Source organism: Variovorax davisae (assembly GCF_030316845.1).
Classification (GTDB): Bacteria; Pseudomonadota; Gammaproteobacteria; order Burkholderiales; family Burkholderiaceae_C; genus Variovorax; species Variovorax davisae.
Window position 1 is genome coordinate 229603 of record NZ_JASZYS010000001.1, and the last position, 22654, is coordinate 252256.

General features: G+C 68.9%; 21 protein-coding genes. 16 read left to right on the top strand and 5 right to left on the bottom strand.

All coding sequences use genetic code 11. From position 1 onward, the window contains the following. The first annotated feature begins 3 nt into the window (after positions 1-3). From QTI33_RS01140 to QTI33_RS01205, 14 genes are all read left to right on the top strand, one after another. Positions 4-954 (top strand): ABC transporter permease, encoded by a 951-nt coding sequence (locus QTI33_RS01140; RefSeq protein ID WP_286503859.1) that lies wholly within the window; start codon positions 4-6, stop codon positions 952-954. Continuing rightward, on the top strand, positions 951-1817 hold the full coding sequence (locus QTI33_RS01145) for an ABC transporter permease (RefSeq protein ID WP_286503860.1): 867 nt from the start codon (positions 951-953) through the stop codon (positions 1815-1817). The genes QTI33_RS01140 and QTI33_RS01145 overlap by 4 nt, the downstream gene beginning before the upstream one ends. Next, positions 1814-2845 carry an ABC transporter ATP-binding protein gene (locus QTI33_RS01150; protein WP_286503861.1) on the top strand — a complete coding sequence of 344 codons (1032 nt, stop codon included), beginning with the start codon at positions 1814-1816 and terminating at the stop codon, positions 2843-2845. Before QTI33_RS01145 ends, QTI33_RS01150 begins: the two co-directional genes overlap by 4 nt. Further along, positions 2842-3831 carry an ABC transporter ATP-binding protein gene (locus QTI33_RS01155; RefSeq protein ID WP_286503864.1) on the top strand — a complete coding sequence of 330 codons (990 nt, stop codon included), beginning with the start codon at positions 2842-2844 and terminating at the stop codon, positions 3829-3831. Before QTI33_RS01150 ends, QTI33_RS01155 begins: the two co-directional genes overlap by 4 nt. Positions 3832-3875: 44 nt before the next feature. Then, a complete protein-coding gene (locus QTI33_RS01160; protein WP_286503866.1) occupies positions 3876-5147 on the top strand; it encodes an amino acid deaminase in 1272 nt (423 codons plus the stop codon). 8 nt (positions 5148-5155) lie between these two features. Further along, positions 5156-6058: a MurR/RpiR family transcriptional regulator gene (locus QTI33_RS01165; protein WP_286503867.1), complete on the top strand. Its 903-nt coding sequence runs from the start codon at positions 5156-5158 to the stop codon at positions 6056-6058. After that, positions 6055-7560: an N-acyl-D-amino-acid deacylase family protein gene (locus QTI33_RS01170; RefSeq protein ID WP_286503869.1), complete on the top strand. Its 1506-nt coding sequence runs from the start codon at positions 6055-6057 to the stop codon at positions 7558-7560. The genes QTI33_RS01165 and QTI33_RS01170 overlap by 4 nt, the downstream gene beginning before the upstream one ends. 97 nt (positions 7561-7657) lie before the next feature. Beyond that, positions 7658-8635, top strand: a complete 978-nt coding sequence (locus tag QTI33_RS01175) for a Bug family tripartite tricarboxylate transporter substrate binding protein (RefSeq protein ID WP_286503871.1) — start codon at positions 7658-7660, stop codon at positions 8633-8635. After that, entirely contained in the window at positions 8632-9585 is a 954-nt protein-coding gene (locus QTI33_RS01180) for a 2-hydroxyacid dehydrogenase (RefSeq protein ID WP_286503873.1), read from the top strand. Before QTI33_RS01175 ends, QTI33_RS01180 begins: the two co-directional genes overlap by 4 nt. 10 nt (positions 9586-9595) lie before the next feature. Further along, entirely contained in the window at positions 9596-10342 is a 747-nt protein-coding gene (locus tag QTI33_RS01185; protein WP_286503874.1) for a FadR/GntR family transcriptional regulator, read from the top strand. A gap of 79 nt (positions 10343-10421) precedes the next feature. After that, positions 10422-11798 (top strand): ABC transporter substrate-binding protein, encoded by a 1377-nt coding sequence (locus tag QTI33_RS01190; RefSeq protein ID WP_286503877.1) that lies wholly within the window; start codon positions 10422-10424, stop codon positions 11796-11798. Between the two features lie 19 nt (positions 11799-11817). Then, on the top strand, positions 11818-12690 hold the full coding sequence (locus tag QTI33_RS01195; protein ID WP_286503879.1) for a carbohydrate ABC transporter permease: 873 nt from the start codon (positions 11818-11820) through the stop codon (positions 12688-12690). After that, positions 12687-13544, top strand: coding sequence for a carbohydrate ABC transporter permease (locus QTI33_RS01200; RefSeq protein WP_286503881.1), 858 nt, complete (start codon positions 12687-12689; stop codon positions 13542-13544). The genes QTI33_RS01195 and QTI33_RS01200 overlap by 4 nt, the downstream gene beginning before the upstream one ends. Before the next feature lie 21 nt (positions 13545-13565). After that, positions 13566-14636 carry an ABC transporter ATP-binding protein gene (locus tag QTI33_RS01205; protein WP_286503882.1) on the top strand — a complete coding sequence of 357 codons (1071 nt, stop codon included), beginning with the start codon at positions 13566-13568 and terminating at the stop codon, positions 14634-14636. Positions 14637-14667: 31 nt separating this feature from the next. Here the strand turns inward: QTI33_RS01205 and QTI33_RS01210 are convergent, their stop codons facing one another. The 3 genes from QTI33_RS01210 to QTI33_RS01220 all read right to left on the bottom strand — a co-directional run bounded on the left by QTI33_RS01210 (position 14668) and on the right by QTI33_RS01220 (position 18560). Continuing rightward, positions 14668-15150: a DUF2846 domain-containing protein gene (locus tag QTI33_RS01210; protein ID WP_286503884.1), complete on the bottom strand. Its 483-nt coding sequence runs from the start codon at positions 15148-15150 to the stop codon at positions 14668-14670. Positions 15151-15276: 126 nt separating this feature from the next. Then, complete coding sequence (locus QTI33_RS01215) at positions 15277-17079, bottom strand: DEAD/DEAH box helicase (protein WP_286503886.1); 1803 nt, start codon at positions 17077-17079, stop codon at positions 15277-15279. A 248-nt stretch (positions 17080-17327) separates the two neighbouring features. Then, positions 17328-18560 carry a tetratricopeptide repeat protein gene (locus QTI33_RS01220; protein ID WP_286503888.1) on the bottom strand — a complete coding sequence of 411 codons (1233 nt, stop codon included), beginning with the start codon at positions 18558-18560 and terminating at the stop codon, positions 17328-17330. Positions 18561-18804: 244 nt separating this feature from the next. Here QTI33_RS01220 and ettA point away from each other — a divergent pair, with 244 nt between their 5' ends. Beyond that, entirely contained in the window at positions 18805-20466 is a 1662-nt protein-coding gene (ettA, locus tag QTI33_RS01225; protein WP_286503890.1) for an energy-dependent translational throttle protein EttA, read from the top strand. A gap of 61 nt (positions 20467-20527) precedes the next feature. Further along, complete coding sequence (locus tag QTI33_RS01230; protein WP_286503892.1) at positions 20528-21817, top strand: PQQ-dependent sugar dehydrogenase; 1290 nt, start codon at positions 20528-20530, stop codon at positions 21815-21817. 21 nt (positions 21818-21838) lie between these two features. On the opposite strand, the gene QTI33_RS01235 is transcribed toward QTI33_RS01230, so the two are convergent. Both QTI33_RS01235 and QTI33_RS01240 read right to left on the bottom strand, forming a co-directional pair. Further along, positions 21839-22222 (bottom strand): carboxymuconolactone decarboxylase family protein, encoded by a 384-nt coding sequence (locus QTI33_RS01235; RefSeq protein ID WP_286503894.1) that lies wholly within the window; start codon positions 22220-22222, stop codon positions 21839-21841. Beyond that, complete coding sequence (locus QTI33_RS01240) at positions 22167-22634, bottom strand: MerR family transcriptional regulator (RefSeq protein ID WP_286503896.1); 468 nt, start codon at positions 22632-22634, stop codon at positions 22167-22169. The genes QTI33_RS01235 and QTI33_RS01240 overlap by 56 nt, the downstream gene beginning before the upstream one ends. Positions 22635-22654 lie beyond the last annotated feature (20 nt).

Sequence of the window (22654 nt, forward strand, 5' to 3'; positions counted from 1 at the left end):
TTCATGCTGCGCTTTCTGCTGACCCGCCTGGCGGGGGCCGTGCTGGTGCTCGCCATCGTCGCGGTGCTGGTCTTCGCGCTGACCCGGCTGGCGTCGGGCGATCCGGTCGCGCTGCTGCTCGGCGACCAGGCCACGACGGCCGACATCGCCCAGGCCCGCATCCAGTACGGGCTCGACAAGCCGCTGCCGACGCAGTTCGTGCTGTGGGTCGGCGAGCTGCTGCAGGGCAACCTCGGGCAGTCGCTGTTCCTGCAGCGGCCGGTCTCGCAGGCGCTGCTCGAGCGCGCCGAGCCGACCTTGTTCCTGGCCTTGTTCGCGGTCGGCATCGCGGCCCTGATCGGCATCCCGGCCGGCATGTCGGCGGCGATCTGGCGCGGCAGCGCGGCCGACCAGGCCGTGAGCGGCGTCGCGATGCTCGGCGCCAGCATCCCGAGCTTCTGGCTCGGCCTGATCCTGATCCAGTTCTTCGCCGTCAGGCTCGGCTGGTTCCCGGCCTCGGGCTATGGCGACCCCAGCGCATCGTTCGGCGAGCGCCTGCAGCACCTGCTGCTGCCGGCGCTGGTGCTGGGCCTGCTGAATTCGGCGCTGATCATCCGCTTCACGCGGGCCTCGATGCTCGACATCCTCGGCGAGGACTATGTGCGCACGGCCCGCGCCAAGGGGCTGCCCGAGCGGGTGATCATGGTCAAGCACGTGCTGCGCAACGCGCTGGTGCCGATCGTCACGGTGCTCGGCCTCACGCTGGCGCTGATGATCGGCGGCACGGTCGTGACCGAGACGGTCTTCAACCTGCCCGGCGTCGGCAACCTGGTGGTGCGCGCGGTGCTCAGGCGCGACTACCCGGTGATCCAGGGCACGCTGCTGGTCATCGCCGCCATCTACGTCTTCATCAACCTCGGTGTCGACTTCATCTACACGCTGGTCGATCCGCGCATCCGGCTGGAGGGCAAATGAGAGCCTCGCTTCTTTCCCGCTGGCGCGCTGCGATGCCGGTGGCACGGCGCCTGTTCGGGCGCAAGATCGTGCTGGCGGCGGCCCTGGTGCTGCTGCTGGTGGCCGGTGTCGCGGTGCTCTACCCGCTGCTGTCCGATGCCGACCCCGGCGCCATCGAGATCGGCCAGCGCCTGCATGCGCCTTCGCTCGAACACTGGGCCGGCACCGACGAGCTGGGCCGCGACGTGATGCTGCGCATCGTGCACGGCGCGCGCTACTCGCTGCTGATCGGCGTCGTGACGGCCGCCGGCGCGGTGCTGTTCGGCACCTTGATGGGCATGCTCGCTGGCTTCTTCCGCCGGCTCGACGCGCCGCTGATGCGGGTGGTCGACGCGATGATGTCCTTCCCCGACATCCTGTTGGGCATCGCGCTGGTGTCGATCCTCGGCGTCTCGCTGTGGAACGTGATGCTGGCGCTGGTGATCGTCTACACGCCGCGCGTGGCCCGCGTGGTGCGCGCCACCACGCTGGTGCTGCGCGAGCTGCTGTTCGTCGACGCGGCGCGGGCGCTCGGCGTGCGCACGCCGAAGATCCTGTGGAAGCACATCCTGCCGAACCTGATGTCGCCGATCCTGGTGCAGGTCACGTTCATCTTCGCCTACGCGATCCTGGCCGAGGCGGGCCTGTCCTTCCTCGGCGTCGGCGTGCCGCCCGACATCCCGACCTGGGGCACGATGATCGCCGGCAGCCTCGACTATGCCGACCGCGCCTTCTGGACCATCTTCTGTCCCGGCCTGGCCATCGTGCTGACGGCGTTGTCGCTGCAGATGCTGGGCGACGGCGTGCGCGACCTGCTCGACCCGAAGCTGAGGAAGGCCGCATGAACACCACAGCTCCGCGTCTTGAAGTGCAGGGCCTGTCGACCTCCTTCGCCACCGAGGCCGGCCGCATCCAGAGCGTGGCCGATGTCTCGTTCGCGATCCGTCCCGGCGAGACGCTGGCGCTGGTCGGCGAATCGGGTTCCGGCAAATCCGTCACCAGCCTCACGCTGATGGGCCTGCATGCCAAGACCTCGCACGCGCGGGTCGAGGGCCAGGCCTGGTTCGTGCGGCGCGACGGCCGGCGCGTCAACCTGCTCGACCTGCCCGAGTCCGAAAAGCGGGCCCTGCGCGGCAACGAGCTCGGCATGATCTTCCAGGAGCCGATGACCAGCCTGAACCCGGTGCTGACCATCGGCGAGCAGATCGCCGAATCGGTCCGCCTGCACCTGAAGCTCGACCGCAAGGCGGCGCACGCGCATGCGCAGCGCATGCTCGAACTGGTCGAGATCCCGGCCGCGGCGCAGCGGGTCAACGAGTACCCGCACCAGCTCTCGGGCGGCATGCGCCAGCGCGTGATGATCGCGCTGGCGATGGCCTGCAACCCGACCCTGCTGATCGCCGACGAGCCGACCACCGCGCTCGACGTCACGATCCAGGCGCAGATCCTGGCCCTGATGGGCCGGCTGCAGAAGGAGACCGGCATGAGCATGCTGTTCGTCACCCACAACCTGGGCGTGGTCGCGCAGTACGCCGATGCGGTGGCCGTGATGTATGCCGGGCGCATCGTCGAGTCGGCGCCGGTGCACGACCTGTTCGCCCGGCCCGCGCATCCGTACACGCGCGGCCTGCTGGCCTGCCTGCCGGGCGTGGCGCGGCGGCGCGGTACACCGGCAGTTGCCGGCAAACGGCCGCAGCTGGTGGCCATTCCGGGGCAGGTATCGAGCCCTTTCGCGCCGCCGCCGGGTTGCGCCTTCGCACCGCGCTGCGGCTTTCGCCGCGAGGCCTGCGATGCGCGCATGCCACCGCTGGCCACCTCGGGCGGCGAGCGCATGGTGCGCTGCATCGGATTCACCGAGGAGTTGGCCGCATGACGAGCGCGACATTGGCGAGCGAGAACCTGCTCGAGATCCGCAACCTGAAGAAATACTTCGGCAAGGGCAGCCATCCGGTGCGCGCGGTGGACGACGTGAGCTTCGACATCCGCAAGGGCGAGACGCTCGGGCTGGTCGGCGAATCGGGCTCGGGCAAGAGCACCATCGGGCGCCTGCTGACGCGGCTGGTCGATCCCACCGGCGGCGCGATGGCCTACCAGGCGCAGGGCTCGGACGCGCCGCCGCAGGACCTGGCGCAGCTGTCGCAGTCGCAGTTCCGCCCGCTGCGCTCCAAGGTGCAGATCATCTTCCAGGATCCCTACGCCAGCCTCAACCCGCGCATGCGCATCCGCGAAGTGCTGGCGGAGGCGCTCGACACCCACGGGCTGGCCAAGGGGGCGGCGCGCAAGCCGCGCATCGAGCAGCTGCTCCAGCAGGTCGGCCTGCGCCCCGAACACGCCGAGCGATTTCCGCACGAGTTCTCCGGCGGCCAGCGCCAGCGCATCGGCATCGCGCGGGCACTGGCGGTCGAGCCGCAGTTCATCGTCGCCGACGAGCCGCTGTCGGCGCTGGACGTCTCGATCCAGGCCCAGGTGGTGAACCTGCTGGGCGAACTGAAGGAGCAGCTCGGCCTCACCTTGCTCTTCATCTCGCACGATCTGGACGTGGTGGAATACCTGTGCGACCGCGTGGTGGTGCTGTACCTCGGCCGGGTCATGGAGATCGCGCCGACCGAAGCGCTCTACGCCAGCCCGCAACATCCCTACACGCGCGCGCTGCTGGCGGCGGCGCCGGTCCCCGACCCGGCCCAGCGCCGTGTCGTGCCGCTGCTGCAGGGCGACCTGCCGAGCCCGGCGAATCCGCCCTCGGGCTGCGTCTTCCGCACCCGCTGCCCGCTGGCCGAGGAGCGCTGCGCCAGCGCCGACATGCAGCTGCGCGAAGTGCAGCCCGGCCACTGGCACGCCTGCTGGCGCCACGATCTTTGAGTACGCTGGCGGCTCACCAAGCACCACCGATATCGGAAACGAACATGACAGACGCGCTGATCCTCGACCACTGCAACAAGAGCTATCCCCTGGGCGCCGCGCCGTGCCGCGCCGCCGACATCGGCCAGAAGGGCTGGAACGTGCTGGCGGACGACCTGGCCTATCCGCTGGCCGTGATCCGCCGCTCGGCGCTGGCGCACAACATCGCCTGGATGCAGGACTACGCCCGGCGCAAGGGCGTGACCCTGGCGCCGCACGGCAAGACCACCATGTCGCCCGAGTTGTTCGCGCAGCAGCTGGCCGGCGGCGCCTGGGGCCTGACCTTCGCGACCGTCTTCCAGCTCGCCGTGGGCGTCGAGGCGGGCGCGCGGCGCGCCATCATCGCCAACCAGGTGCTCGCCGATGCCGATCTCGATGGCCTCGACGTGCTGCTGGCCGGGCACGGCGACCTGCGGGTCTGGTTCCTGGTCGATTCGCTGGCGCAGCTGGCGTTGATCGAGGACTGGGCGCGGCGCCGGCAAAGCGCGCGGCGCTTCGACGTGCTGCTGGAGATCGGCATTCCCGGCCAGCGCACCGGCTGCCGCACGCTCGACGAAGCGCTGGCGCTGGCAGCCGCGATCTCGCGCTCGCCGGCCGTCCAACTCGGCGGCATCGAATGCTACGAAGGCGGCCTCGCCCGTTGCGACAGCGCGCACGACGCGCGTGAAGTCACGGCGCTGGTGCAGCGCGTGCTCGAGGTCGCGCGCTGCTGCGATGCGCAGAACCTGTTCGGCAGCGACGGCCTGATGCTCACGGCCGGCGGCTCCGCGGTGTTCGACCTGGTCGTGCCGCTGCTGCGGGCGCAGGGGCTGTCGCGCCCGGTGCTCGGCGTGCTGCGTTCGGGCTGCTATGTCACCCACGACAACGGCAACTACGCCCGCTTCCTGAAGCAGGTGGAGCAGCGCGAAGGGTTGGACGATTCGCTGCGTGCGGCGCTGGAGGTCTGGGCGATGGTGCAGTCGGTGCCCGAGCCCGGGCTGGCGCTGCTGACCTGCGGCCGCCGCGACATCTCCTACGACCTGGAACTGCCGGTGCCGGTGCGGCATGCGCCGCGCGGCGCGCGCGTGGCGTCGGATGCGCCGCACGGCTGGACCATCAGCGCGCTCAACGACCAGCACGCCTACCTGCGCTTCGATGCCGCGGGAGCGGTGCCGCAGGTCGGCGATCGCGTCGCGCTGGGCATCTCGCACCCCTGCACCACCTTCGACAAGTGGCGCTGGCTGGCGCTGGTCGACGACGACCTGGCGGTCAGCGGCGCCATCAGCACGCGCTTCTGAGGGCCGACATGCACAACCCTTCCGTCCATCTCCTGCAGCGCCTGCGCGAGCGCATGGAAGGCCTGCCGGCCGCGCAGCGCAGCGTGGTCCAGTGCGTGCTGGAAGACCCGCGCGCGGCGGTGGCCGCCACGGTCGAGCAGCTGGCGCAGCAGGCCGGTGTGTCGATGCCGACCATCGTGCGGACCTGTCGCAGCTTCGGTTTCGAGTCGGTGCGCGAGTTCATGCTGGCGCTGGCGCAGGACCTGGCCGTCACCGGCTCCTACCTGCACCGCAGCGTGCTGGCCGAGGACAGCGCGGGCGACGTGACGAGCAAGATCGTCCACGCCGCCGTGTCCTCGCTGACCGAACTGGGCCGTCGCATCGACGTCGAGGTGCTCGACCAGGTCGCGAACCGGCTGGCCGAGGCCCGGCGCATCGACTGCTACTCGGTGGGCGCGGCCTCGACCTTCATGGCGAACGAGTTGCAGAGCCGGCTGTTCAGGCTGGGCTGCACCGCCAATGCGATCTTCGACGCCCACCAGCAGCTGGTCTCGGCCAGCACGCTGGGGCCCGACGGCGTGGCCTTCGTGATCTCGCACGTGGGCCGCATGCCCTACACCCTCGAAGCCGCGCGTTTCGCGCGCTCCCAGGGCGCCACCGTGGTGGCGCTGACCCAGCCGGGCACCCCGCTGGCGGAGATCGCGGACCTGGTGCTCGCGGTCTCTGTGCCGCAGGACGCGGTGATGCGGGTCGGCACCGAAGCCTACCTGGCGCACCTGGTGGTGATCGAGATCCTAATGGTGCGGCTGGCGCAGAAGCTCGGGCCGGTCGCCACCCGCGGTCTTCAGCAGTTCAAGCAGCTGCTGCACAAGCACGGCTTCGACAGCGCCGAGTACTCGGGCGCGTCGGAGACATTCGAGGACGAACGATGACGATGCCACAAACGAGCGCCACAGGACCTGGCCACGCGACGCTGCTCCGGGGCGGCACGATCGTCGACGGCAGCGACAGCCCGGGCTGGCCGGGCGACGTGCTGCTGGCCGGCGAACGCATCGCGTCGGTGGCGGCGCCTGGCCAGACGCCTCCCGAACTGCTCGCGAGCCTGCGCGCCCGAGGCCCGATCGACGAGATCGATTGCACCGGCCGGGTGGTCGCGCCCGGCTTCATCGACGTCCATACGCACGACGACTCGGCTGCGATCGAGAAGGCGGACATGCTGCCCAAGATCTCGCAGGGCGTGACCACCGTGATCGTCGGCAACTGCGGCATCTCGCTCGCGCCGATGGTGACCGACACGCCGCCGGCTCCGTTGTCGCTGCTGGGCCGGGGCCAGTTCCGCCATGCGACGATGCGCGCCTACGCCGACGCGGTGAATGCGGCACGGCCGGCGGTCAACGTCGCTGCGCTGCTGGGGCACACGGCACTGCGGATGCGCCACATGCCGGTGCTCGACCGGGCGGCCAATGCGGCCGAGCGCGCGGCCATGGCGGCCGACATGCAGGAGGCGATGGACGCCGGTGCGCTGGGGCTGTCGTCGGGCGTGTTCTACGAAGAGGCGTTCGCCGCCGACGTCGACGAACTGGTCGCGGTCGCCAGCGTGGCGGCGCGCAACGGCGGCGTCTACGCCACCCACATCCGCGACGAACTGGCCGGCATCCTGCCGGCGCTGCAGGAGGCCGCGCTGACCGCGCGCCAGTCCGGCCTGCCGCTGGTGATCTCGCACCACAAATGCGCCGGACCCGCCAACTGGGGCCGCACGCGCGAGACCCTGCCGCTGATCGAAGCGCTGGCACGGGGCCAGGAGATCGGCATGGACGTCTACCCCTACACCGCTGGCTCGACCGTGCTGCGCGAGGACCTGGTCGACGGCATCATCGACATCCTGATCACCGGCAGCCAGCCGCACCCCGAGGTCGGCGGCCGCTACCTGGCCGACATCGCGGCGCAGTGGGGCGTCACGCAGCAGGAAGCGGCGCGGCGGCTGAAGCCCGGCAATGCCTGCTACTTCCAGATGCGCGAGGACGACGTGCAGCGCGTGCTGGCGCATCCGCTGGCGATGATCGGCTCCGACGGCCTGCCGAACGACGAGCGGCCGCATCCGCGCCTGTGGGGCGCGTTTCCGCGCGTGCTGGCCAGCTACTGGCGCGAGAAGGGCCTGCTGCGGCTCGAGGAGGCGGTGCACAAGATGACCGGCCTGTCGGCGGCGCGCTTTCGCATCGACGGGCGCGGCCTGCTGAAGGCCGGCCACATGGCCGACGTGGTGGTCTTCGACCCGCTGCGCGTGAAGGACGGCGCGACCTTCGAGCAGCCGCGCGAGTTCAGCGAAGGCATCGAGCGGGTCTGGGTCAACGGCGTGTTGAGCTACACCGCCGAAGGGCGCGCCACCGGTGCGCGTGCGGGGCGTTTCGTGCGGCGTGCAGTGGCCTGCGGCTGATCGCGGGCGATCAGGGTTTCTCCTGCCGGCCGTCGAAGTCAATCATCATATGATTTGATTCGAGGGCTCCGGGAGTGGGCTCCGCAGGAGACCATCCATGGCCCATTCATCGAACGCGGGGCGCCGGCAGTTGCTGCAGGGCCTCGGAGCCGCAGCCCTGCTGCCCTGGGTCCTGCCCGCGCAGGCCGAGGACTATCCGACCAAGCCGGTCGAGCTGGTGGTGCCGGCCTCGGCCGGCGGCGGGACCGACGCGCTGGCGCGCGCCTTCGCCGAAGCCGCGAAGAAGCATTTCCCGCAGCCGCTGGTCGTCAACGACCGGCCCGGCGCGAGCGGCGTGGTCGGCATGAGCGACGTGCTCAACGGCAAGCCCGACGGCTACAAGGTCAGCGTGGTGATCGCCGAGCTGGTGATCCTGCCGCACCTCGGCCTCTCGAAGTTCACCTACGCCGACTTCCAGCCGATCGCGCGCCTCAACGCCGACCCGGCCGCCATCACGGTGCAGTCCGACGCGCCCTGGAACACGATCGAGGAATTCCTCGCCGCCGCCAAGGCCAAGCCGGGCGAGATGAAGGTCGGCAATTCCGGCAACGGCTCGATCTGGCACCTCGCGGCCGCGGGCCTCGAAGACAAGACCGGCGTCAAGTTCAACCATGTGCCCTACCAGGGCGCGGCACCCGGCGTGGTGGCGCTGCTCGGCGGCCACATCGACGCGGTGGCCGTGAGCCCCGGCGAAGTGGCGGTCCATGTGCAGGCCGGCAAGCTCAAGATGCTCACGGTGATGGCCGACCAGCGCCTGAAGGCCTTCGACAAGGTGCCGACGCTGAAGGAGCGCAAGATCGACCTCTCGATCGGCACCTGGCGCGGGCTGGCCGTGCACAAGGCCACGCCGGCCGAGATCTCGACGGTGCTGCGCACCATGGCCCGCAAGGGCGCCGAGGAGCCGCTGCTGCGCGAGCAGCTCGACAAGCTCAACCTCGGCTTCGCCTACCTCGACGCCGAGGCCTTCGGCCAGGCGATGCAGCGCGACCACGACTATTTCAAGCAGCTGGTGCAGAAGCTGGGGATCAAGGTATGACGAGCGGGACCGACCGGCCCGAGCTGCTGCTCGTCGCGCCGCTGATGCCCTTCCTGCTCGACCAGCTGCGCCAGCACTACACCCTGCACGACCGCATCCACGTCAGCGACCCGGCCGCCTTCGCCGCCGCGGCGCCGCGCATCCGCGGCGTGGTCGCCAACGGCGAGGCCAAGGTGCCGCGCGAACTGATCGCGCAACTGCCGGCGCTGGAAGTGATCTCGGTCTTCGGCGTCGGCTACGACGGCATCGACGTGCCGGCCGCGCACGCCCGGGGCGTGCCGGTCACCAACACGCCGGCGGTCCTCAACGACGACGTGGCCGACCTCGCCATCGGCCTGCTGATCGCGACGGCGCGCCGCATCCCGCAGGCCGACCGCTTCGTGCGCGCCAACGAATGGACCCACGGCCCGATCGCGTTGAGCCGCAAGGTCACGGGCGGCCGGCTCGGCCTGGTCGGCATGGGCCGCATCGGCCAGGCGATCGCCGAGCGCGCGCTGGCCTTCAAGATGGAGGTCGCCTACACCTCGCGCTCGCCGCGTGCCGGCGTCCCCTACACCTACTACCCCGACCCGGTCGCGCTGGCCGCGGCGGTCGACTTCCTGGTCGTGATCACGCCCGGCGGCGCCGCCACCAAGGGCCTGATCGATGCCCGCGTGCTGCAGGCGCTGGGCCCCGAGGGCTACCTGGTCAACGTCGCGCGCGGCAGCGTGGTCGACGAGGCCGCCCTGATCGAGGCGCTGCGCCACGGCACCATCGCCGGTGCCGGGCTCGACGTCTTCGCCAACGAGCCGAACGTGCCCGAAGCCCTGCGCGCGCTGCCCAACGTGGTGCTGACGCCGCACATCGGCAGCGGCACCAGGCAGACCCGCGAGGCGATGGGCCAGCTCACCTTCGACAACCTGCACGCCCATTTCACGGGCCGGCCCCTGTTGACGCCGGTCGACGCCTGAGCTGCCTTCCATGGCCAAGAACACCCATGGCCGCACGCTGGACCTGCTGGGCGAGGCGATCGTCTCGCGCCGCTATGCGGTCGGCACGCCGATGCCGGCCGAGCCCCAGCTGTGCGAGGCTTTCGGCGTCAGCCGCACGGTGGTGCGCGAGGCCGTGAAGTCGCTGGTGGCCAAGGGACTGATCGTCACCGGCCCCAAGGTCGGCACCCGGGTGCTGCCCGACGAGCACTGGAACTGGTTCGACCCCGACGTGATCACCTGGCAGGCGCGTGCCGGCCTCACGCCCGAGTTCCTGCGCGACCTGCAGGACCTGCGGCGCGCGGTCGAGCCGGCCGCGGTGCGGCTGGCGGCCGAGCGCGCCACGGCCGAGGACATCGAAGAGATCGAGGCCGCCTACGCCGGCATGAAGCAGGCCGTGGAGTTCGGCGGCGACTACGTCAGCTTCGACCTGCGCTTTCACAACGGCCTGCTGCGCAGCGCCCGCAACCGGATGCTGGCGCAGATGAGCAAAGCCCTGCATGCGCTGCTGCGCACCAGCTTCGAGATCTCGACCAGCAAGAAGGACGGCCCGGCGCAGTCCTTGCCGATGCACCGCGCCGTGCTCGACGCCGTGATCGCGCGCGATCCGGTGCGGGCCGAGCGCGCCATCATCCAGCTGATCGACGGCGCGCGCGAGGACATCGACGAGGTGCTGGGCTCGCGCCGACGACTGCCCCGGTTGTCGCGTCCGCCGCCGCGCCTGCGGGCGGCGGCCTGACGCGCGGCAACGTTCTTTCTTCCCACCCCCAGGCTCGTGCATCGAGCTGTTCAGCTGCAAGAAAAAGGAGACAAGCGACATGAAATTCAAAGCACTCGTGGTCCCGACGATGATGGCCCTGGGCCTCGCCGTCGCCGGCCAGGCCTCGGCCCAGGAGAAGCTCACCGTCTGGTGGGTCAAGGGCTTCTACAAGGCCGAGGACGATGCCTTGTTCGCCGCCATCAAGAAGTTCGAGGACAAGCACAAGGGCGTCAAGGTCGAACTGTCGCAGTACCCGGTGCAGGACATGATCCCCAAGACCGTCTCGGCGCTCGACTCGGGCAGCCCGCCCGACGTCGCCTATGCCGACGTCTACGACTTCCAGGTCACGGGCAAGTGGGCCTTCGACGGCAAGCTCGAGGACATCAGCAGCGTGATCGCGCCGATGCAGGCCCGTTTCGCACCCAACACGGTCGAGACCACCTTCCTCTACAACGACCAGACGAAGTCGAAGGCCTACTACGCCTTCCCGATCAAGCAGCAGACGATGCACATCAACTACTGGCTCGACATGCTGGCCGAGGCGGGCTTCAAGGAGGCGGACATCCCGACCACCTGGAAGGACTACTGGTCGTTCTGGTGCGAGAAGGTGCAGCCGGCCAGCCGCCAGAAGAGCGGCAAGCGCACCTTCGGCATGGGCATGCCGATGGGCGTCGATTCGAGCGACTCGTTCTATTCGTTCCTGACCTTCGCCGACGCCTACAACGTCAAGATGGTCAACGACAGCGGCAAGCTGCTGGTGGATGACCCGGCCGTGCGCACCGGCCTCATCAACGCCATGACCGACTACGTGGCGCCCTACCAGAAGGGCTGCACGCCGCCGTCGTCGACGAGCTGGAAAGACCCGGACAACAACGTCGCCTTCCACAACAAGACCACCGTGATGACGCACAACGCGACCATCTCGCTGCCGGCCAAGTGGCTCGACGACTCCAACAACGCGTCGCTGACGCCGGAGCAGCGCGAGGAAGCCAAGAAGAACTACTTCGAGCGCATCCGCACCGCCGGCTTCCCGGCCAAGCCCGACGGCAGCAAGATGGTCTACCGCACCGCGGTGAAGACCGGCGTGGTCTTCAAGGACGGCAAGAACAAGCAGCGCGCCAAGGAGTTCGTGACCTTCCTCATGCAGGAAGAGAACCTCACGCCGTACGTCGAGGGTTCGCTCGGGCGCTGGTTCCCGGTCACCAAGGCGGGGCAGGCGAGCCCGTTCTGGCAGGCCGATTCGCACCGCAAGTCGGTCTTCAACCAGTACGCCGCCGGCACCGTGACCTTCGAGTTCACCAAGAACTACCGGTTCACGATCCTCAACAACGAGAACGTGTGGGCCAAGGCAATGAACCGCATCGTGAGCGACAAGGTGCCGGTGGACAAGGCGGTCGACGAGATGATCGAGCGCATCAAGACGGTCGCTCGCTGAGCTGACACGGCGGCCGACCATGAGTTCCACAGCAAGCGCCGTGACCGCGGCCGGCACCGCCGCGACACCCATCAAGCTCGGACGCTGGCAGTTCTGGGGGCGGATGATGGTCATCCCCTACCTGCTGGTGTTCGCCATCTTCGTGCTCTACCCGGTGTGCTACGGCCTCTGGCTGGCGCGCCATCCGCAGAGCTACGTGCACCTGGTCGAAGACCCGATCTTCTTCCGCTCGGTGCTCAACACCATCATCTTTCTGGTGGTCGCGATCAACGTCAAGATGCTCGTGGCACTGGTGCTGTCGGGCTTCTTCGTGCAGTCGCGCTGGTGGATCAAGATCCTCGCGGGGATCTTCATCCTGCCCTGGGCGGTGCCGTCGATCCCGACCATCCTGTCGGTGCGCTTCATGCTCAATCCCGAGTGGGGCGTGATCAACACCACCATCTTCCGCCTGACCGGTCTCGACGGGCCCAACTGGCTCAATGATCCGACGCTGGCGCTTTGCTTCGCGATGCTGATGCACATCTGGAAGTCGCTGCCCTTCTGGACCCTGATCCTGGTCGCCGGGCGGCTGGCGATCCCGGGCGAGCAGTACGAGGCGGCCTCGGTCGACGGCGCGAGCTCGTGGCAGAAGTTCCGCTTCATCAGCTGGCCGGCGCTGCGCACGCTCTACGTGACCTCGCTGATCCTGTCGATGATCTGGACGCTCGGCGACTTCAACAGCGTCTACCTGCTGACCGGTGGCGGGCCGGCCGACCTCACGCACGTGCTGGCGACGTTGGGCATACGCTACCTGCGCCTCGACCAGGTCGACCTGTCGATGGCCTCCATCGTCGTCGCCATGCCGCTGGTGCTGCCGCTGGTCTATTTCATGATGAAGAGGTTGTCGAAATGAGCCGCAAGCGCTGGACCGCCAAGGCCGTCGGCAACGAGGCCAAGCTGCTGCTGATCGGCATCCCGGTGCTGCTGTGGACGCTGATCCCGATCTACCACATGGTGCTGTTCGCGATCTCGCCGCGCGGCACCGCGACCAGCGGCCGCCTGTGGCCGACCTCGCCGACCTTCGACAACTTCGCCACCGTCTTCCATCAGAAGCACTTCTACCTCGACCATTTCTGGGTCCAGCTCGGCAACTCGCTGTTCATCGCGGTGGCGGTCGGCGTGATCACGCTGTTCGTCGCCACCACCGCGGCCTTCGCGATCAGCCGGCTGCGGGTGCGCGGCGGCCGCACGGTGATGAACATGGCGCTCTTCACCTACTTCATCCCGGCCGCGTTCCTGGCCGTGCCGATGTACAAGACCATGGGCAACTACGGCCTGCTCAACAGCCAGTGGGCGCTGATCCTCGCGATGGTCACCATCGCCTCGCCTTACTGCATCTGGGTGCTCAAGCAGGCCTCCGACAAGCTGCCCTACGAGCTCGACGAAGCGGCGCGCATGGACGGCGCCTCGCCGCTGCAGTTGTTCCGCCTGGTGTACCTGCCGCTGATGGTGCCCTCGCTGGTGGCGGTCGGCACCTATGCGCTGCTGCTGGCCTGGAACGAATACCTGTACGCCTTCCTGCTGCTGTCGAACGACCGCAGCGTGACGCTGGCCGTGGCGCTCGGCAATTTCCTCGCGGCCGACGATTCGCCCTGGGAGCTGCTGATGGCGACCGGCCTCATCTATGCGCTGCCGCCGGCGGCCATCTACTACACGTTCAAGCGCTACATGGTCGGCGGAATTACGGCTGGCGCGGTCAAGAGCTGATCCAGAAGGGAACAACACAACATGGCTTCAGTCACTTTTCGGGACGTCCAGAAGTCCTACGGCAAGACCCGGATCATCGAGCGCCTGGGCTTCGAGATCGAGGACGGGGAGTTCGTCGTGCTGGTCGGGCCCTCGGGCTGCGGCAAGTCGACGCTGCTGCGCATGCTGGCCGGCCTGGAGGACATCAGCGGCGGCCAGATCATGATCGACGGCCGGGTCGTCAACGAGCTCGAATCGAAAGATCGCGACATCGCGATGGTGTTCCAGAGCTATGCGCTGTATCCGCACATGACGGTCGGCGAGAACATGGGCTTCAGCCTGCGCCTGCGCAAGGCCGAGAAGGCGCTGACCGATCGCCGCGTGGCCGATGCCGCGAAGATCCTCAATCTCGACAAGCTGCTCGAACGCTATCCGCGCGAGCTGTCGGGCGGCCAGCGGCAGCGGGTCGCGATGGGCCGCGCGATCGTGCGCGACCCGAAGGTCTTCCTGTTCGACGAGCCGCTGTCCAACCTGGACGCCAAGCTGCGCGTCGCGATGCGGGCCGAGATCAAGGCGCTGCACCAGCGGCTCAAGACCACGACCGTCTACGTCACCCATGACCAGATCGAGGCCATGACGATGGCTGACCGCATCGTCGTCATGCACGACGGCGCGGTCGAGCAGATCGGCACGCCGCTCGAGCTCTACGACCGGCCCGACAACCTGTTCGTCGCCCAGTTCATCGGCTCGCCCTCGATGAACGTGCTGGAGGGCACGGTGCGGCGCGCCAACGGGCAGTGCAGGGTCGAGGCGCAGGGCGCCTCGTGGCCGGCACCGGCTGCCACCGTGGCGGTCGACGGGCAGGCCGTGCACTATGGCGTGCGGCCGGGCGACATCACGCTGGCGGAGCCCTCGCGCGGCGTGCCGGCGCGGGTGATCGTGGTCGAGCCGACCGGTGCCGAGACCGAATTGCTGGTCGACGTCGGGGGCGCCCAGCTGACGCTCGCGGTCCACGGCCGGGTCGACGCCCAGCCGGACCAGATGGTCGGGCTGCTGATCGGCAGCGAGAGCGTGCACCTGTTCGATCGCCAGACCGCCCAGCGGCTGGGCTGATACGGCTTTGCAGGGCGCGCGCCCCCCGCGCTTACTTTTCCGCCTTGAGGACCGTTCCGAGTTGCAGTTGCTTGACTTGGTACTTGCCTTGAACCTCGTCGATCTTGCTCACGCTGTTGCGCGCCATGATCACGCCCATCGAGGGCTCCTGCTGGATGTAGATGATGTCGCCGGGCTTGGCGCTGATCTCGGTGTCGGCCCAGTTCTCGGCCTTGGAATAGATCTTGTGCGTCCCGGGCTTGACGTTGAAATAGATGTACTGGCTCGACCGGGTGTAGCCCATCTCGGACGCGGCTTCCTGGTCGTCGACGAAGACGTTGAATCGGACCAGTCCGCCCACGCCGGATGGGCGCACGACGTAGACGATCGCCTTGCCGGACTCCGGCAGCTTGGGCAGTTGGAAGGAAGCGGTTTCGCTCTCCATGACCTCTGGCGAGGGCAGGCTCGCGCACCCGGCGAGCACGGCAAAGGCTGTTGCGAGAAAGACGGCGGAGATCGAACGGTCGAGTTTCATGGATGAAGGGAATCTTTGAGTTGGCTCAGTCGGTTATCGGCAGGCTTTGCGCAACCTGAAGGGTGGCCATCACGAAACAATGAAAAAGGGCGCCGAAGCGCCCTTTTTGGATGACTGGTCGAACTCTCAGCGACCGAAGGAGCGGCCACCGCCGCCACCGCCGTAGCCACCGCCGCTGCCGCCATAGCCGCCGCCCGAGCGGCCACCGCCACCCGAACGGCCACCGCCGCCGGAGCGGTTGCCGCCGTAGCCGCCACCGCCGGCACGACGGCCGCGGCCGCCCAGGCTGTCGACGCTGGTGCGCAACGGATCGGGCTGGCCGGCCGCGCCTGCCACCGCTTCGGCGCGCAGGTGCGCCACGGCGTCGGCTTGCGTCGGGCTGTGGCTGTTGCCGTGATGGCGCGGCTGGCGCTCTTCATGCGGCAGATGGTTCTGATGGTGCGTCGGGGCATGGTGCGGCGCGCGCGCCGGTCCCTGCGGTCCGCGTGCCGGGCCTTGGCCGCGGCCGGCCGGGCCGCGGGGGCCCTGGCCGCCACCGGCGTTGGCGCTGCGGCCGGCCGGGGCACCCTGGCCCTGGCCGTTGCCGCCGCCGCGACGCTGGCCACCGCCGTTGCCGCCGCCGCCACTGCGCTCGCCCTGGCCCGCCTTGTTGTCGCGGATGCGCTGCATCATCTCGGTGCGAGCCGCCTTGGCGGCGGCTTGCATCACCTCGCGGCTCGGCGGCCGGCCGGCGCCGCCCCAGATGGTCTGGCGGCCCATCGCGATGGGCTCGGCGCGTTCGCCGTCCTCGGGGCCGAAGCCGTCGATGACCTGGACCGGAATCGTCTGCTTGGTGAAGCGCTCGATCTCCTGCATGAAGCCTTCTTCATCCAGGCAGACGAAGCTCACGGCCTCGCCGCTCGAGCCGGCACGGCCGGTGCGGCCGATGCGGTGCACGTAGTCTTCGCTGACGTTCGGGATCTCGTAGTTGACGACGTGCGGCAGCTCGTCGATGTCGATGCCGCGGGCCGCGATGTCGGTCGCCACCAGGGCACGGATGTCGCCGCTCTTGAAGCCGGCCAGCGCCTGGGTGCGGGCGCTCTGGCTCTTGTTGCCGTGCAGCGCCATCGCCTCGATGCCGTTCTTGGTCAGGAACTCGGCCACGCTGTTGGCGCCGAACTTGGTGCGCGTGAAGACCAGCACCTGGCTCCACTTGTGCTCGTTGATGATGTGGGCGAGCAGCGCCTTCTTCTTGCCGCGGCCCACGGGGTGGATCACCTGCGTGATGCGCTGGACGGTGGTGTTGCGCGGCGTGACCTGGATGCTCTGCGGGTTCTTGAGCAGGGTGGCGGCGAGGTCGCGGATCTCGTCGCTGAAAGTGGCCGAGAACAGCAGGCTCTGCTTTTCCTTCGGCACCAGCGCGAGGATCTTCTTGACGTCGTGGATGAAGCCCATGTCGAGCATGCGGTCGGCTTCGTCGAGCACCAGCATCTGCACGGTCGACAGGTCGAGCATGCCCTGCTGCTGCAGGTCGAGCAGGCGGCCGGGCGTGGCGACCAGGATGTCGACGCCGCTCTTGAGCTTGCTGATCTGCGGGTTCATGCCGACGCCGCCGAAGATGACGGTGGAGGTCAGCTGGAGGTACTTGCCGTAGGTGCGGACCGATTCCTCGACCTGGGCCGCGAGTTCGCGCGTGGGGGTCAGCACCAGGGCACGGATGCCGGTGCCGCCGAACTTGTTGGTGGCGCTGCGGCTCATCGTGAGCTTGTGCAGCAGGGGGAGGGTGAAGGCAGCGGTCTTGCCGGTGCCGGTCTGGGCGCCGCCCAGAAGATCGTGGCCGTCGAGCACGGCCGGAATGGCCTGGGCCTGGATCGGCGTCGGCGTTTCGTAGCCCTGCTCATGCACGGCCTTCAAGATGGCCGGGGCCAGCTTCAGTTCATCAAAGTTCATTGAGTTCAACAAGCGCCCTACACGGCGCAGTGGTATCCACCCGCTCGGGCGTCTTGTTGACGTCGAGCCAGTAAGGGCAGATGAAGGTCAGAGGTGGGAGCCCGAAAGCCTGCAAAAGGCCGTCTTCGTCCCCGGCAGAGAGCCGGCGTTGCGGGCAACTGGACCCGGCAACAGGCGCTATTGTCTCATGAACCGCGTCGAAGCGCCTTTTCTCTGAAAACCGGCCATTGCCTCGGGACCGATGGACCTCAGCGACCGTCGCCGGTTCGCTGCAGATAGACGAACATGCCCTGGATCGCCTCGCGCTGGTCTTCGCGGATCGGTGCGTGGACCAACTGGACCAGATCGAAGCCGTGCCGCGCGGCCAGCCCGCGCAGGTAGCGCTCCGAGTGGGCGTAGCGCAGGCTGCTCAGCAGCTCGAAATCGACGCTCTCGGCGCCGCTGCGTTCGGCCGAGAAACAGAAGAGGCCGCCGGCCTCCAGCCGCTGCGCCAGCGCGGCGAAGACCGGCTCCAGGTCGCCCACGTAGATGAAGACGTCGGCGGCGCTGACCAGGTCGTAGCGGGCGTCGGTGCCGCGCAGGTAGGCCACGATGTCGGCATGCGCGAGATCGTCGTAGAGCCCGAGCGCCCGGGCCTTGTCCAGCATCTGGCTCGACAGGTCGACGCCCGTGAGCCGGTCCGCCATCGGCTTGAGCAGCGGCGCGCACAGGCCGGTTCCGCAGCCGAGGTCGAGGGCCGAGCGGAAGCGGCCCCGGCCCAGCGCAGCGAGGTGCCGGGCCAGGGTGCTGTGCGCCTGGTAGCCGAGCAGGCCCACCAGGTGGGCATCGAATTCGTCGGCGTAGTCGTCGAACAGGGTCTCGACGTAGTGGCCGGGCGCGGTCGCCGGCGCAGGGCCGTCGGAGACCGCAGCGAGGTAGTACCGGTGCAGCGCCGGATCGGCGCCGTGCGCCAGGGCCTGCTCGAAGGCGTGGGCGGCTTCCGGATGGCGCTTCGATTCCCGCAGGATGCTGCCGCGATTGCTCCAGGCCTGGGCGATCCCGGGATCGGCGGCCAGCGCACGGTCGTAGGAGGCGAGCGCCTCCCCGGGCCGGCCCAGCGCCTGCAGGGTCTGGCCATGGCGAAGCCACAGCTCGCCGGCGGGAAGCACGCCCAGCGACAGCAGCTTCTCGAAGGCCGCCAGGGCTTCCGGGTGCCGGTTCAGCTGCCCGAGGGCGCTGGCCTTGTGGAACCAGGCATCCGGGTCGTCGGCCTCGGCCTCCAGGGCCTGCTCGGCGGCCGCCAGGGCGGCCTGCGGGCGCGACAGCTTCAACTGCGTCGCGGCCAGATTGACCAGCGTCGAGACCCGGCCCGGCAGCAGTGCGAGCGACGACAGGAACAGCTGCTCCGCGGCCTCGAAGCGGGCTGCCTCGAGGGCCTTCAGCCCGTCGAGGAAGAACTGCCGGGCCTGGGCGAAGGCATCGGGGGCGGGGGTGGGATGCATGGGCGGGAGGGGGCAGCGGGCGGCGTCCGCAGAGCTCGGATGGGCCGGAGAATAGCAGCGGTGCGCGCGCATCTTCGGGGAATTCAAAGGGCCTGGGTTAGACTTGGCCCCAAACCCCGGTCGGAAAACGCGCTGCAGCAGCAAGCGCCTGCCACAAGGCAGATTCGCCATCGATCCTCGCGCAAGATCGTTGTCGGGTTGCCCGGCCACCCCGAACAGTCCCCATCACCGAACAGAGATAGACATGGCCCAGTACGTCTACACCATGAACAAGGTCAGCAAGACCGTGCCGCCCAAACGGCAGATCTTGAAGGACATTTCGCTCTCGTTTTTCCCCGGCGCCAAGATCGGCGTGCTCGGCCTGAACGGCTCGGGCAAATCGTCGTTGTTGAAGATCATGGCCGGCATCGACAAGGAGATCGAGGGCGAGGCGCTGCCGATGCCCGGTCTCACGATCGGCTACCTCGAGCAGGAGCCCAAGCTGAACGCCGCCCACTCGGTGCGCGAATCGGTCGAGGAAGCCATGGGCGCGGTCTACGCGGCCAAGGCGCGGCTGGAGGAGGTCTACGTGGCCTACGGCGCCGAAGACGCCGACTTCGACGCGCTGGCGGCCGAGCAGGCCGAGCTCGAAGCCATCATCGCCACCGCCGGCACCGACTCCGAGCATCAGCTCGAGATCGCCGCCGACGCCCTGCGCCTGCCGCCGTGGGACGCCAACATCGGCGTGCTGTCGGGCGGCGAGAAGCGCCGCGTCGCGCTGTGCCGCCTGCTGCTGAGCAAGCCCGACATGCTGCTGCTCGACGAACCGACCAACCACCTGGACGCCGAGTCGGTCGAGTGGCTCGAAGTGTTCCTGCAGCGCTTCCCCGGCACCGTGGTCGCCATCACCCACGATCGCTACTTCCTCGACAACGCGGCCGAGTGGATTCTCGAACTCGACCGCGGCCGTGGCATTCCCTGGAAGGGCAACTACAGCACCTGGCTCGAGCAGAAGGGCGAACGCCTGGCGCAGGAGCAGAAGAGCGAGGAAGCCCACGCCAAGGCCCTGAAGAAGGAACTCGAATGGTCGCGCCAGAACCCGAAGGCGCGCCAGGCCAAGAGCAAGTCGCGCCTGGCCCGCTTCGAGGAGCTGAGCGACTTCGAATACCAGAAGCGCAACGAGACGCAGGAAATCTTCATCCCCGTGGCCGAGCGCCTGGGCAACCAGGTGATCGAGTTCAAGAACGTCACCAAGTCCTTCGGCGACCGGGTGCTGATCGACAACCTGAGCTTCGAGATCCCGGCCGGCGCGATCGTCGGCATCATCGGCCCGAACGGCGCCGGCAAGTCGACCCTGTTCAAGCTGATCGCCGGCAAGGAAACGCCGGACTCCGGCGAGGTGGTGATCGGCCAGACGGTCAAGATGGCCTTCGTCGACCAGAACCGCGACGCGCTCGGCAACGAGAAGACGGTCTGGGAAGACATCTCCAACGGCCTCGACATCATCAACGTCGGCAAGTTCCAGATGGCCAGCCGGGCCTACGCCGGGCGCTTCAACTTCAACGGCGCCGACCAGCAGAAGAAGGTCGGCACCCTGTCGGGCGGTGAGCGCGGCCGGCTGCACCTGGCCAAGACGCTGATCGCGGGCGGCAACGTGCTGATGCTCGACGAACCGTCGAACGACCTCGACGTCGAAACCCTGCGGGCGCTGGAAGACGCGCTGCTCGAGTTCGCGGGCTCGGTGCTGGTCATCAGCCACGACCGCTGGTTCCTCGACCGGATCGCGACCCACATCCTGGCGGCCGAAGGCGACAGCCAGTGGACCTTCTTCAACGGCAACTACCAGGAGTACGAGGCCGACAAGAAGAAGCGCCTGGGCGAAGAAGGTGCCAAGCCGCACCGGATGCGCTTCAAGGCGCTGAAGTAACGACGGCAGGGCGGGGGACGAACCCGGGCGCCTCGCGGCGCCCTTTCCGAAGGAGCATGCCATGGCAGCAGCGACTCGGTATCTTCTGGCGACGGCGCTGGCCGCTGTGGCCGGTTGCGGCGGTGGCGGGGGCAGCGGCGTCGCCGTCTCCGCGTTCGGCGTCAACGCCGTGTCGACGCCGGCGGCGCCGGCCCCGGCCGGCAGCGGCGCCGCCGCACCCCCTGCGGGCACCGCACCGCCCGCGCCATCGTTCAAGGTCACCGAACTGGCGGCCGGCCTCGACAGCCCCTGGGCCCTGGCCTTCCTGCCCGACGGCCGGATGCTGATCACCCAGCGCGGCGGCCAGCTGCGGCTGCGCAATGCCGATGGCTCGGCCGTCAATGGCGGTGCCGACCAGGTCGCCGGCGTGCCCGCGGTCGCGGCGGCAGGGCAGGGCGGGCTGCTCGACGTCGCGGTGGACCCGGGCTTCGCCAGCAATCGCCGCATCTACCTCAGCTTCGCGGAGCGCGACGGCGCCGCTCCGAACCTCAACGGCACGGCGGTGGCCCGGGCCGAACTCGATGCGGCCAACCGCACGCTCGGCAACCTGACGGTGATCTACCGGCAAAGCCCCAAGGTCGACAGCACGGCGCACTTCGGTTCGCGGCTGGTGTTCGACCGCAACGGCTATCTGTTCGTGACCCTGGGCGAGCGCCTGCTCGACACCCAGCGCGGCTTCGCGCAAGACCTCTCGCGCGGCAACGGCAAGGTGGTGCGGATCACCACCGACGGCGCCCCCGCGCCCGGCAACCCGTTCGCCGCGACCGCCGGCGCGCAGCCCCACATCTGGAGTTACGGCCATCGCAATCCGCAGGGCGCGGCGCTGCATCCCGCAACCGGCGATCTCTGGACCCACGAGCATGGTCCGCAGGGCGGCGACGAGGTCAACCTGACGCTGGCGGGGCGCAACTACGGCTGGCCCGTCATCAGCTACGGGCAGGAATACGGCACGCTCACGCAGGTGGGCGAAGGCAGCGCCAAGGCGGGCCTCGAGCAGCCGCTGACCTACTGGGAAAAGATCGACGGCTCGGCCTGGACGCCGGGCACGCAGAAGTCGTCGATCGCGCCGAGCGGCATGGCCTTCTACACCGGCGATGCGCTGGCCGAATGGAAGGGCAACCTCTTCGTCGGCGCGCTGGCCGGCACCGCGCTCTGGCGGCTCAGGCTCGACGGCAACACGTTGGTCGGGCGCGAGCGATTGCTGGCCGAGCGCGGCGAGCGCATCCGCGACGTCCGGCAGGGCCCCGACGGCTGGCTCTACCTGTTGACCGACAGCAGCAACGGCAAGTTGCTGCGGGTGGAGCGCCAGTGAGTTGACGGCCAGGCTGTCGCGTCAGTGCGCCGCCTCGGCCGCGGCGAACACCTCGCGGGCCGCCCCGAGCCCGTTCAGCGCGGCCGGAAAGCCGGCGTACACCGCCATCTGCATGATGGTCTCGACGATCTCGGTCCGGCTCACGCCCACGTTCAACGCGCCCTGGATGTGCACCTTGAGCTGGGGCGCCGCATTGCCCAGGGCGGTGAGCGCGGCCACCACGGCGATCTCGCGCGAACGCAGGTCCAGGCCGGGCCGCGAATAGATGTCGCCGAATGGAAATTCGATCAGCAGCCGGGCGAAGTCGGGTGCGATGTCCGCGAGGCTCTCGACGACGCGCACGCCGCCTTCACCGTCGATCTCCTGCAGCTTGGCGAGTCCGCGCTGGTAGCGGGTGGTTTCCATGGTTTTCCTTTTCCGGGCCTGGGCCCTGTGAAAGGGAACGCTCGATGCCGGCGTAGTGCGCGATCTTCTGCGTGAGCGCATCGGCCGATTGCGCGAGCGACTGCATCTGCAGCCGCAATCCGGCCAGATGTGCTTCGAGCATCTCGCGACGCTCGCCGACGCTGGCGTTCCCCTGACTTCGAAGCCTGGCGAAGGCCTGCATGCCCTGGATGGACATGCCGGTCGTGCGCAGGCGCAGCAGGAAAGCGAGCCAGTCCATGTCGCTGTCCGCATAGCGGCGCTGGCCGCCCGGCGCGCGCGGCACGGCGGCGATCAGGCCGATGCGCTCGTAGTAGCGCAGCGTATGGGCCGTGAGGCCGGTGCGTCGCGCCACCTGGGCGATGGTCAGAAGTGGGGTCGGGCTCGTTTCCATGTCGGGCATTCTGGAAGTTC